At 62.9% G+C, this 12,191-nt stretch carries 6 protein-coding genes and 3 pseudogenes; 3 read left to right on the top strand and 6 right to left on the bottom strand.

Annotation, left to right across the window (positions count from 1 at the left end; genetic code table 11):
• Positions 1-132: 132 nt before the first annotated feature.
• Positions 133-1,664: pseudogene (locus tag EN994_RS04535) on the bottom strand (hypothetical protein).
• Between the two features lie 107 nt (positions 1,665-1,771).
• The gene (locus EN994_RS04530) at positions 1,772-2,347 is read right to left on the bottom strand and encodes a GNAT family N-acetyltransferase (RefSeq protein WP_024503584.1); all 576 of its coding nucleotides are present in this window, start codon (positions 2,345-2,347) and stop codon (positions 1,772-1,774) included.
• Between the two features lie 65 nt (positions 2,348-2,412).
• On the opposite strand from EN994_RS04530, the gene EN994_RS04525 reads away from it, so the two are divergent.
• On the top strand, positions 2,413-3,741 hold the full coding sequence (locus tag EN994_RS04525) for a DNA polymerase IV (RefSeq protein ID WP_013531937.1): 1,329 nt from the start codon (positions 2,413-2,415) through the stop codon (positions 3,739-3,741).
• On the opposite strand, the gene EN994_RS04520 is transcribed toward EN994_RS04525, so the two are convergent.
• On the bottom strand, positions 3,738-4,244 hold the full coding sequence (locus tag EN994_RS04520) for a hypothetical protein (RefSeq protein ID WP_024503586.1): 507 nt from the start codon (positions 4,242-4,244) through the stop codon (positions 3,738-3,740). The genes EN994_RS04525 and EN994_RS04520 overlap by 4 nt on opposite strands.
• A gap of 198 nt (positions 4,245-4,442) precedes the next feature.
• Between EN994_RS04520 and EN994_RS04515 the strand changes: the two genes are divergently transcribed.
• Positions 4,443-5,324, top strand: a complete 882-nt coding sequence (locus EN994_RS04515; RefSeq protein WP_013531939.1) for a DMT family transporter — start codon at positions 4,443-4,445, stop codon at positions 5,322-5,324.
• Between the two features lie 12 nt (positions 5,325-5,336).
• Here EN994_RS04515 and EN994_RS04510 read toward each other — a convergent pair whose 3' ends face one another.
• From EN994_RS04510 to EN994_RS04500, 3 genes and pseudogenes are all read right to left on the bottom strand, one after another.
• Complete coding sequence (locus tag EN994_RS04510) at positions 5,337-6,140, bottom strand: potassium channel family protein (RefSeq protein ID WP_127307411.1); 804 nt, start codon at positions 6,138-6,140, stop codon at positions 5,337-5,339.
• A 67-nt stretch (positions 6,141-6,207) separates the two neighbouring features.
• On the bottom strand, positions 6,208-9,735 hold the full coding sequence (dnaE, locus tag EN994_RS04505; protein WP_063167891.1) for a DNA polymerase III subunit alpha: 3,528 nt from the start codon (positions 9,733-9,735) through the stop codon (positions 6,208-6,210).
• A 107-nt stretch (positions 9,736-9,842) separates the two neighbouring features.
• Positions 9,843-11,854, bottom strand: a pseudogene (locus tag EN994_RS04500) (acetyl/propionyl/methylcrotonyl-CoA carboxylase subunit alpha).
• A 198-nt stretch (positions 11,855-12,052) separates the two neighbouring features.
• On the opposite strand from EN994_RS04500, the pseudogene EN994_RS04495 reads away from it, so the two are divergent.
• A pseudogene (locus EN994_RS04495) lies at positions 12,053-12,191 on the top strand (S-(hydroxymethyl)glutathione dehydrogenase); the annotation flags it as partial.

Genomic DNA, 12,191 nt, shown 5'->3' with positions numbered 1-12,191 from the left:
TGTTCCACCTGATGGCCGACAATTCACTGCGCGCATTCCTGCCCCCGGTGACGGACGATGTGGTCGTCGTCCAGGACTGGCACGAAGCCGCGCCGAAGATCGCAAGCGCGCTGGGGCTCTAAACTCCAGCCTTCAAGGGTTCAGTTTCGCACCTGCGCCGCCGCTGTCGTCCCCGCTGTCATCGTCGCCGTCACCATCGTCCACGCTGTCGTCCACGGCCGGATCGGCAGGCTTCAGCATGACGCCATTGACGGTGACCGAACCGTCGGCCTTGGCGTTGACGATCCATTCCAGCCGTCCATCGGACAGCGTCTTGCCAAAGCCCTTCGCCATGAGAGCGACTGGCACGTATTGGGCCACCTCCGGTTCCGACTTTGCCGCTTCCTGCAGGCCTTCGACAAGCTTGTCGAAGCCGGCGACATCGACGGTCACGCTACCTTCGGGCTTTTCGCCCGGGAATGTCATCTCGCCTTCCAGGGCGATCTCCGTATCCTTGTTCTTCACGGTGCTGTGGCCAAGCACGACCTTCGGCGTCTTGGCCATGAAGTCGGCCTTAAGCTGCTCGCCGAATTCGGCAGACAGCGGCGGATTCTTATTGAGATCAAAGGCTTCGATCGCCTTCTTCGCCATGCTGTCGAGATCGATATTGGCGCCGCCAAAGTTCAAATCGACATCGGTGGGCAACAACCCCACGCTCCAGCTCGGGAGAAGCTGGGTCGGCACGGTCAGTCCCGATGCCTTGATGCCGTAGGTGATCGTGCCGTTTTGGGCGACGCCGTCGGAGCCGAACACGGTGCTGAGCTGGGTGGCGCCGAAATTGCCGACCGGGCTTTCCACCGCGAAATCCTTGAAACCATAGGTCCCGTCGATACGCTGCCAAAGCGGTAAGGCGGCGAACAAAAGCGATTTGAGCTGCGCCTGGTTGGCCTTCAGCGTCGCCTCGTCCTCGTTGGCCACAGCAAATGCCAGGAGATCGAGCAATGGCTTGGTCTGCACGCCCTTGCCGCTGGCTTCGACCGACAATTCCGGCGACCTGACGGTGACCGGGAATTTCAGCCCGCTCTCGGGGTCATCGAAATTGATCGCTTCGACAAAACTCGACACCTTCTGCGGGTTGTGAAATCGACGCCCCCGGTCGCCGACTTGGTCGCGGCAACGGTCGCGATGCCAGCGCCGGCGCTGGCCTCCATGTGCTGCTTGGCATCCTTCGACGCCATCGTCATGCCGGCCATCGAACTGGTGCCGCTGGTGAAGGCCGCCAGATTTGGATCGTAGACGCCCGAGCCCTTGCCGTCCTTGATCGAAAACTGAGTGCTTTGCAGGCCTTCGGGTCCGTTGAACTCGAAGGAGGCGCTCTGGGAGAAATCCATCGAGACATCCCAGGATCCGTCGCTGCGCGGCTTGACCATCAGGGCATAGGGCGCGAAGTCGAACTTCAGCAGTTTCTGGTCCGGAAATGATGCGGCAAGTGCCTTGAAATCGAACAGGATCTTGTAAGCACCACCTTCCAGCGAAACCTTCAAAATGCCTTTGTCGATCGCCTGCTTGCCGACATAGCGGGACAAGTCGTCGGACAATTGCTTCGCACCCTGACTGTCGACGGTCTGACTGAGAGCAGGGGCACTCAACGCAAGAAGGAACACGAATGGCAGGGCACGGTTCACGCGAATTCTCCGTTTGACCGAGAAGAAAGGCTTTGTCCGTCTGGTATGAAATTACCGCTGCAACCGCAAGGTGAGATCGACAACGGCATCCGGGCAGGCAATCTCGATCAAAGCACCAGCCGCATCAGCGGCCGACCGGCCTTGCGTTCCAACAGCCTCTCGAAACCAGCCTTCTCGAAGACCCGCGACGAGCCGACGAACAGGCCGATCGAACGCGAATCGCGAGACAGATCTATCGGACAAGCCTCGAGCAGCCGTGCACCGTTCTGGCGGGCAAAATCGATGCCGCCTTCGACGAGGCGATGCGTGATGCCCCTGCCGCGCGCCTTGCCGCGGATGAAAAAGCAGGAGATCGCCCAGACGGCCGGATCCGTGGCGTCGGCAGGATCGACCGGTGCCGACCCCCTGCCCTGGTTGTTCCATTCGGGCACGTCGGCGCGCGGTCCGATCTGCATCCAGCCAACCGCCTGACCGTCCTCGAATGCCAGCAGGCCCGGCGGCGGGCCGGCCTCGATGCGCGCCTTGATGTGGTCCTTGTTGCGTTCCCGGCTGCTCTCGCGACGCATCGCCGGCGCCAGCCGGAAGTGCGTGCACCAGCAGCCGTAGCAGGCACCTTGCTTGCCGAAGAGGTCCTCGAATTCAGCCCAAAGCTCGGGCGCAAGCGGCGCTATGGTCGTGCTCATGCGTTCTCCCCAGGCCAGCCTTGTCGCTGGCCTTGCACTGTCGTACCATTGCCTCTGTTCTCTTTATGTTCGCAGCGATGGCGGCCCCTGTCAACAATCCCGATCACGGTTTTTGCCGCGACTGCCTGATGCTTCAGCGCAGCCAGACGCGCCGCTGCGAGCGCTGCGGCAGCCCCCGGCTTGCGCGTCATCCCGAGCTTTACCGGCTGCATCTGGCCCATATCGATTGCGACGCCTTCTATGCGGCAATCGAAAAGCGCGACAATCCGGCGCTCAAGGACAAACCGTTGATCATCGGCGGCGGCAAGCGCGGCGTGGTCTCCACCGCCTGCTACATCGCCCGCATCCAGGGCGTCCGCTCGGCCATGCCGATGTTCAAGGCGCTCGAAGCCTGCCCGGAGGCGGTGGTCATCAGCCCCAACATGGAAAAATACGTCCGCGTCGGCCGCGAAGTGCGCGCCATGATGCAGGCGCTGACGCCGCTGGTCGAGCCACTGTCGATCGACGAGGCGTTTCTCGACCTCGCCGGCACCGAACGACTGCACGGCCTGCCACCCGCTGTGGTGCTGGCGCGCTTTGCGCTGGCGGTCGAGAAGGAGATCGGCATCACCGTTTCGGCCGGCCTGTCCTACTGCAAGTTCCTCGCCAAGATAGCGTCGGACTTCCGTAAACCGCGCGGCTTCTCGGTCATCGGCGAAGCCGAGGCGGTCGGCTTCCTGGCGGCGCAGCCGGTGACCATGATCTGGGGTGTCGGCAAGGCGTTCAACGCAACGCTGGAGCGTGACGGCATCCGCACCATCGGCCAGCTGCAGCAGATGGATCGCGGCGACCTCATGCGCCGCTATGGCACGATGGGCGACCGGCTCTACCACCTTTCGCGCGGCGAGGATGTCCGCCGCGTCGATCCCGATCAGGACGCCAAGAGCGTATCGGCCGAAACCACCTTCGACACCGACATCGCGTCGCTGGAGGAACTGATCGCGGTTCTCAGGGGTCTTTCGGAAAAGGTTTCGGCACGGCTGAAAAAGTCAGGCATTGCCGGGCGCACCGTGGTGCTGAAACTGAAGAGCCAGGATTTCAAGCTGCGCACGCGCAATCGCCAGCTCGGCGACCCGACCCGGCTCGCCGACCGCATCTTTCAGACTGGGGTGGAGCTTCTGCGCAAGGAAACCGACGGCACGAAGTATCGGCTGCTCGGCATCGGCGTCAGCGACCTCTCGGACGACGACAAGGCCGACCCGCCCGATCTGGTCGACATCCAGTCGCGCAAGCGCGCCATGGCCGAGGGCGCCATCGATGCCTTGCGCGACAAGTTCGGCCGCAAGGCGGTGGAAACCGGCTACACATTCGGCAAGGGCCGCGATGCCCATCCGCCGGAGCCGCTCGAGGATTAGGTGCGCTGCAAGTCTATCCTGCTCGTCACCACGCTCTTGCCGGTTTTCGGGTCGGTGTCGATGACGGTCAGCCGCATGCCGTTCTCGCCGCGTTTCTCGACCTTCATCTGCGCCCTTCGGTCGCCATTGACCTCCTTGGCCCAGCGAATGCCCAGGTTGATCGCATTGCCCGAACGGCTGCCGTTGAGTTGCGCCGGTCCCGTGCGAGAGCCGACATAGGTGCCGCTGTATTTGGCACCTGTAACTTTCAGATTGGCGCTGATGGCCCGCGACACCACAATGAGACCGCGGCAATTTCCATCCAGCGATAGCGAGGTTGAGGTCGCATTCGACTTGAAGCTGCACGATACGCTGACGTTCGGAGCATCCGTGGTTACCTGGACAGTGCCCTTGCCGGCGAAATTGCCCTTGAACGACTGAAGAAATTGGGTCTCGTCGGCATGTGCTGCGCCTGCCGCAACCAATAGACCGCCGGTAAGCGCGAATTGCGCGAAGGATCTCATCGAAGCTCTCCTTGTCGTTTTCGAAAAAAGGCGGGGCGATCCACGAGCACGGCTGACCATCGGGACTCAACGCCACCTACCATTTCAGGTTCCGTCCGCCACATGACTGTTTTACAACATCGAGCCAGTCGCGACTGGCCCAGAAGAATGCCTTGGCTAGCGGTTGCGGCAGAGGTGCTGGCCTGCGACATAGCGCGAATGGCACCCACCCCCTCGATCCCCAAGGCCGCGTTCTGGATGGCGCTGTCTATCGCCTCGTTCCTTGGCATGACGGTCGCCGGCCGGGCCACGACAGCGGAGCTCAACGTCTTCCAAGTGCTGGAGTTGCGCTCCGTGATCGGCTTCTTCATCCTGCTGCCGCTGGTGATGATGAGTGGCGGCTTTCAAGCCATGCGCACGCAGCGCCCGGTTGCCCATATCGCCCGCAACGTCATCCATTACACGGGCCAGGCGGCATGGCTCTACGCCCTCACCTTGATTCCGCTGGCCGTGTTGATCTCGATCGAATTCACCACTCCGATCTGGACAGCTATCCTGGCGGTGATCTTTCTGGGCGAAAGGCTGAACCGGCCCAAGTTGGCAGCGATCGCGCTGGGGCTGATCGGCGTGGTGATCATCGTGCGCCCCGGTGTCGGCTCGGTCGATCCTGGACATCTCGTCGTGCTGGGCGCCGCGGCCTGCTTCGGCATCTCGGTGGTCACCGTCAAGTCGCTGACCCGGACAGACAGCGTCGTACGCATCATCTGCTGGATGCTGATTGTCCAGTCGGTGGTCGGTCTCATCCCGGCGCTCTATACGTGGCGCAACCCGCCACTGGAGCTATGGCCATGGATCGTGCTGATCGCCTTCACCGGCATGTCGTCGCATTTCTGTATGGCCCGAGCGCTTGGCTATGCCGACGCGACCATCGTCTCGCCGATGGATTTTCTACGCGTGCCGCTATCGGCACTGATCGGCTGGCTGCTCTATAGCGAGCAGATCGACGCCTTCACCGCCGGCGGCGCGCTGCTGATCCTGATGGGCAATCTGCTCAATCTGCAGCGCAGGCAGATAAAGCCGGCCGAAGTGGCGGCGTCGTAGTCCCGCCGGCCGTCAGTTCCCTTCGTCGGGTATGTTGAGAAGATGGCCGCAGGCCTTGCAATGCACGGCGTCCGGCTCGTGCCGCCGCAAGCCGCACTGCGGACAGGGAAACAACACCTTGGCTGGCCGGAAGATCGCCTGAGCCAGTCTGACAAACAGCGATATGCCGATGATCATGGTGACGATTGCCGTCAGCTTGCCGGCCATGCCCGGCAGCACGATGTCGCCGAAGCCGGTCGTCGTCACCGTGGCGACAGTGAAATAAAGCGCGTCGATATAGTTTTCCAGGCCGGCGCCAGTGCGAAAGAAGAACGTGTAGACGAAGCCGGTGATGACGAACAGGAAGGTCAAAAGGTTGATGACCGCGTGGCTGGCCTCTCGCCACGGCCGCAGTCCTCGCATCTCGAAATGCCGCCAGAGCGAACCGCTGCGCGACAGCGACCACAGCCGCAGGATGCGCAGGAAGGCGAGATTGGCGAACGCCGTTGGCATCAGCAGCGTCAAGAGGATGAAGACATCGACCCACGAGGTCGGCTGCTTCATCAGCCGCAGCATGTTCTTGGAGGCAAGCAGGCGGGCAGCGAGGTACGCGGCAACCAGCGCGGCCGCCGAATAGTCGAGCCAGAGGAAGGACGGCTTGTCCTGGAGAACCGGCGTCGCGATGAAGAAGGCGATGATGGCGAGGTCGATGACGACGGCCACCAGTTGGACCCGGAAAGCGGCCGGCGTGCGCCCATGATAAAGCCTGCGCAGCCGGTCACGCAGCCGCGCCAAGGCTGAAACCGCCTGCGACCCATTCCTCTGCGCCGGCTTCATGCTGACTGCGCCGGCGTTGGCCGCAGCGACCGCCCGGCTGATTGCCGCGCCCCGAAAAGAGCGGGGGTCACACCAATTCCACTTCGACCACGCCCGGCACCGCGCGCATCGCCGAGGCGATCTGCGGCGAGATACGGTAGCGGTTCGGCAGCTCTATCTCGATTTCACCCTCGCCTTCTTCCTTGATCAGCACGAAACTGACCTGGCCTTCGCCCCTGACGGTCAGTTGGCCGGCCAGCGTGTTGATCGGCGTGGCGTTGCGCACGAAGATACGCAGCGCCTTCTGGATGCGACTTGCCTCATCCTCCAGCGACTGCACCGAGTTGATGCGCAGATTGACGCCTTCCGGCCTGTCCTCGGCCGCAACGGTGATGACGACGGAGCGGCCGGCCTCGAGCAGGTCGCGATACTGTGCCAGTCCTTCCGAAAACAGCACGGCTTCGTACTGGCCTGACGTATCCGAAAAGGCGATGACGCCCATCTTGTTGCCGGTGCGCGTCTTGCGTTCCTGCTTGGATGTCACCGTGCCGGCCAGGCGGCCGGCGGCGGCACCGCGTTTGACGGCCGCCGAGAACTCGGCCCACGTTTGCACCCGCATCTTCTGCAGGGCCGCCTTGTACTCGTCGAGCGGGTGGGCCGAGAGGTAAAAGCCGACCACCTGGAATTCACGGTGCAGCCGGTCGGCGGCGAGCCACGGCTCTGTCGCCGGCAGATTGAGTGCCTGCGACTGGGCGCCGAGCGAGGCGCCGAAGATGTCGTGCTGTCCGGAAACCGCGTTCTGCTGCGCCAGCGACGCCAGCCCCATCATGCGTTCCACGCCCGCCATCATCGACGCGCGGTCGTGGCCGAAGCAGTCGAGCGCGCCGGCCATGATCAGGCTTTCGAAGACGCGCTTGCCGACGATCTTGGGATCGACCCGCTCGCAGAAATCGGCGAGGTTCTTGAACGGCTTTTCGCCACGCTGGGCAACGATGTGCTCGACCGCCGCGTCGCCGACGCCCTTGAGCGCTGCCAGCGAATAATAGATGCGGTTCTCACCGACCTCGAAGGGGCGAAAGCTCGATGTCACCGACGGCGCCAGAACCTCGATGCCGAGGCGCAGCGCGTCCTGGCGGAAATCGGCGAGCTTGTCGGTGTTGCCCATGTCGAGCGTCATCGACGCCGCCAGGAACTCGACCGGATAATGCGCCTTGAGATAGGCGGTCTGGTATGAAACCACCGCATAGGCGGCGGCGTGCGATTTGTTGAAACCATAGTCAGCGAACTTGGCCAGCAGGTCGAAAATGAAGTCGGCTTGCGGCTTGCCGACGCCACGCTCGACCGCGCCGGAGACGAAGCGCTCGCGCTGCTTGTCCATCTCGGCGCGAATCTTCTTGCCCATGGCGCGGCGCAGCAGATCGGCTTCGCCGAGCGAGTAGCCCGACAGCTCCTGCGCGATCTGCATCACCTGTTCCTGGTAGACGATGACGCCTTGCGTCTCCTTCACCAGATGGTCGATCTTGGGATGGATCGAGGCCATCTCCTCCTCGCCATGCTTGCGGGCGTTGTAGGTCGGGATGTTTTCCATCGGGCCGGGTCGATACAGTGCGACCAGCGCGATGATGTCCTCGATGCAGTCGGGCCGCATGCCGATCAGCGCCTTGCGCATGCCGGCACTTTCCACCTGGAACACGCCGACCACTTCGCCGCGCGACAGCATGGCGTAGGTCTCGGGATCGTCGAGCGGGATGGTTGCCAGGTCGATCTCGATGCCGCGCCGGCGGATCAGCTTCACCGCCGTCTCCAGCACGGTCAGCGTCTTCAGGCCGAGGAAGTCGAACTTCACCAGTCCGGCCTGCTCGACATATTTCATGTTGAACTGGGTGACGGGCATGTCCGAGCGCGGATCGCGGTACATCGGCACCAGCTCCGAGAGCGGCCGGTCGCCGATGACGATGCCGGCGGCGTGCGTCGAGGCATGGCGGTAGAGGCCTTCCAGCTTCTGCGCCATGTCGAGCAGCGTCTGAACGATCGGCTCCCTCTCGGCCTCTTCGGCAAAGCGCGGCTCGTTGGCGATGGCGTCGGCGAGCTTGACCGGATTGGCCGGGTTCTGCGGCACCATCTTGGAGAGCTTGTCGACCTGGCCATAGGGCATTTGCAGGACGCGGCCGACGTCGCGCAGCACGGCGCGCGCCTGCAGCGTACCGAAGGTGATGATCTGGCCGACCTGGTCGCGGCCGTATTTCTGCTGGACGTAGCGGATGACCTCCTCGCGCCGATCCTGGCAGAAGTCGATGTCGAAGTCGGGCATCGACACGCGGTCGGGATTGAGGAAGCGCTCGAACAGCAGCGAGAAGCGCAGCGGATCAATGTCGGTGATGGTGGTCGAATAGGCGACCAGCGAGCCTGCGCCCGAACCGCGGCCAGGCCCGACCGGAATGCCTTGCGCCTTGGCCCATTTGATGAAGTCGGCAACGATCAGGAAGTAGCCGGGAAACTTCATCTTGGTGATGATGCCAAGCTCGAAGTTCAACCGCTCGCGGTATTGCTCGACCGTATAGCCCGCGGTCGGGCCATGCATGGCAAGGCGCGCGTCGAGCCCCTCATGGGCCTGGCGGGCCAGTTCGTCGGCTTCCGCCTGCACGGCGGCGTCATTGTCGGCGACATCGCCGCCGGTGAAGCGCGGCAGGATCGGATTGCGGTTCTTCGGGTAATAGGAGCAGCGCAGCGCGATCTCGACAGTGTTGTCGATCGCCTCCGGCAGGTCGGCAAAGAGCCTTGCCATATCGGCCTGGCTGCGCAGGAAATTGTCGGGCGACAGCCGGCGGCGGTTGTCGGCGGCAACGACCGATCCCTCGGCAATGGCAATCAGCGCGTCATGTGCGTCATAGTCGTCGCGAGAGGAAAAGAACGCCTCGTTGGTGGCGACCAGCGGCAGTTCATGGGCATAGGCCAGATCGATCGAGGATTTTTCGATCACGCGATCATAACCGGAAACCCGATCAAGCTCGACATAGAGCCGGTCGCCGAACATCTCCTTGAGAGTCAGAAGCCGGGCTTCGGCCAGATCGCGGCGATCTTCCTTGAGCGCGGTGCCGATCGGTCCGCGCGGTCCGCCGCTGAGGCAGATCAACCCGTCACAATAGCCTTCCATCATTTCCGTGGTCAGGTGCACGGCTTCGCCCGGCGGCGTTTCGAGGTAGACGCGGCTGACCAGCCTGACCAGATTGGAATAGCCCGCCTCGGTCGCGGCAAGCAGAACGACCGGCCGCATATCGGGACCTTGCCGTCGGCGGTCGCGCTGGCCATCGCTGTTTTCGCCGGAAAAGGCGAGCGCCGTCTGGCAGCCGATGATCGGCTGGATGCCGTCCTTCACCGCCTTCTGCGCGAATTCGAGCGCGCCAAACAGGTTGTTGGTGTCGGTAACGGCGATGGCCGGGGCTTCGTCCTTGACCGCATGAGCCACCACCTTGCCGATCTGCAAGGCGCCTTCCAGCAGCGAATAGGCCGAATGCACGAGCAAATGGACGAAGGGCCGCGCCGGGGCCTCCGGCCGCGCCGCAGCAATCGCCGCTTCTCGCTTCAAGGGATCGCGGGGGAGTTTTTCGTCGGCCATGGTGCTGCGTGAAGGTCCTTGAGTCGATGGAGATGTATTGTCCGGGACCGCGCGATGCCAGTCCAGCACAAACCACTGCTGATCACAGGCTGCCTGCCCGGCTAGCCCTAAGCAAACTCCATGATCACAGCGTCGACAGCCAGGCTGTCGCCAGGCTTGGCGTTGAGTTTGGAGACGACAAGGTCGCGTTCGGCACGCAGCACGTTTTCCATCTTCATCGCTTCGACCACCGCCAATGTCTCGCCTGCCTTGACCTCCTGGCCTTCGGCAACGGCAATCGACACGACAAGGCCAGGCATCGGGCAAAGCAGCAGCTTCGACGTGTCCGGCGCCACCTTTTCGGGCATCAGCCTTTCCAGTTCGGCGGTGCGCGGCAGCATGGCGCGCGCGGTCACCGACATGCCTTTCCAGGCGATGCGAAAGCCATTGGCGACCGGCCTGACCTGAGCCGTAACCTTGCGCTTGCCGACCGTACCGCGCCAGACCAGATCGCCCGGCCGCCAGCCGGATGCAACGGTCAGCGCCTTGCCGCCCGCGATCGACAGATCGACTTCCATCGGAATGGAAATCATGCCCTCGATGATGGACGCCGACAGATAGTCATCATCGATCTTCACGACCCAGTCGCGCTTCAGCGCTCCCGAATGCGGCGCCAGGCGCCCGCCCAGCCGGTCAAGCCGATCACGTCGCAGCAGTTCCACTGCGGTCGCGATCGACGCCAGCACCGCTTTCTCGTCGTCGTTCGGCACGACCGGCGCGAAACCGTCGGGATATTCCCCGATATGAAAGCGGTCGATATCCGCCCTTCCCGCCAACGCTGATGCTGCATCAAGGCAGCCAGGAACGGAATGTTGTGCTCGATTCCGTCGACGACGAAGCTGTCGAGCGCTTCCGACATGGCATCGATGGCTTCCAGACGCGTCGGCGCCCAGGTGCACAGCTTGGCGAGCATCGGATCGTAGAACATCGAGATTTCGGAGCCTTCGGTGACGCCGGTGTCGTTGCGGATGACGACATCGCCGAATTGTCCTTCCTCCGGCGGCCGGTAGCGGGTCAGCCGGCCGATCGAAGGCAGGAAATTGCGGTAAGGGTCTTCGGCATAGAGCCGGCTTTCCACCGCCCAGCCGTTCAGCTCGATGTCGCTTTGCTTCAGGCCAAGCTTTTCGCCGGCGGCGACGCGGATCATCTGCTCGACCAGATCGATGCCGGTGATGAGCTCCGTCACCGGGTGCTCGACCTGCAATCGTGTATTCATTTCAAGGAAATAGAAGTTCTTGTCCTTGTCGACGATGAATTCGACCGTGCCGGCGCTCTGGTAGTCGACGGCCTTGGCCAGCGCCACAGACTGCTCGCCCATGGCCTTGCGTGTCGCGGCGTCCAGGAATGGCGACGGCGCCTCTTCGGCGACCTTCTGGTTGCGTCGCTGGATCGAGCATTCGCGCTCGCCGAGATAGAGCGCGTTGCCATGCGCGTCGGCCAGCACCTGGATTTCGATGTGGCGCGGATCGACGACGAATTTCTCGATGAAGAGACGATCGTCGCCGAACGAACTCTTGGCTTCCGAGCGCGCGCGGTCGAAGCCATCGCGCACTTCGGCTTCGCTCCAGGCGATGCGCATGCCCTTGCCGCCGCCGCCGGCCGAAGCCTTGATCATCACGGGATAACCGATTTCGCCGGCGATCTTTTCGGCATGATCGGCATTCTCGATGACGCCGAGCCAGCCGGGCACGGTGGAAACCTTGGCGGCGTTGGCGAACTTCTTCGATTCGATCTTGTCACCCATCGCCTTGATCGCCTTGGGCTTCGGGCCGATGAAAATGATGCCTTCCGCTTCCAGCGCCTCACAGAAGGCCGCCCGCTCGGACAGGAATCCGTAGCCGGGGTGCACGGCCTGGGCTCCCGTCTCCTTGCACGCGGCGATGATCTTTTCAGGGACGAGATAGCTCAGCGCGGCTGGCGAAGGCCCGATATGCACCGCCTCGTCGGCCATCTCGACATGCACGGCGTCGCGATCGGCATCGGAATAGACCGCGACGGTGGCAATGCCCATCTTGCGCGCCGTCTTGATGACGCGGCAGGCAATTTCGCCGCGATTGGCGATCAGGATCTTGGTGAACATGCGAAATGTCATCCCTCGGGTCGGCCGTTCCTTTTATGGCCTGTGCTTGCAGGGTCAAGCCGACCATGCAATTCACTGCCTTTCAATCGACTTGCGATTCCAATTCATCGCTGTGGCCCAGTCGGGGAGCCAGCTGCCAGTTGATCGTGTCGGCAAAACCTGAAACCTTGGAAAAAAATTCGCATTGGAGGACGCCTGATGAAAACCCGCGCCGCTGTCGCTGTTGCCGCCGGAAAGCCGCTGGAGATCATGGAGGTCGACCTCGAGGGCCCGCGCGAGGGCGAAGTGCTGGTCGAGATCAAGGCGACAGGCATTTGCCACACCGACGAATTCACAC

The organism is Mesorhizobium sp. M7A.F.Ca.CA.002.09.1.1, from assembly GCF_003998555.1.
GTDB lineage: Bacteria > Pseudomonadota > Alphaproteobacteria > Rhizobiales > Rhizobiaceae > Mesorhizobium > Mesorhizobium ciceri.
Note: the sequence above shows the minus strand (reverse complement) of the source record. Positions and strands in the feature narration are given on the sequence as shown.

Coding starts and splice junctions, on each gene's coding strand:
- EN994_RS04515 (WP_013531939.1), top strand. CDS start 4,443: ATGGCACCCACCCCCTCGATCCCCAAGGCCGCGTTCTGGATGGCGCTG.
- EN994_RS04525 (WP_013531937.1), top strand. CDS start 2,413: ATGTTCGCAGCGATGGCGGCCCCTGTCAACAATCCCGATCACGGTTTT.
- EN994_RS04510 (WP_127307411.1), bottom strand. CDS start 6,140: ATGAAGCCGGCGCAGAGGAATGGGTCGCAGGCGGTTTCAGCCTTGGCG.
- EN994_RS04520 (WP_024503586.1), bottom strand. CDS start 4,244: ATGAGATCCTTCGCGCAATTCGCGCTTACCGGCGGTCTATTGGTTGCG.
- dnaE (WP_063167891.1), bottom strand. CDS start 9,735: ATGGCCGACGAAAAACTCCCCCGCGATCCCTTGAAGCGAGAAGCGGCG.
- EN994_RS04530 (WP_024503584.1), bottom strand. CDS start 2,347: ATGAGCACGACCATAGCGCCGCTTGCGCCCGAGCTTTGGGCTGAATTC.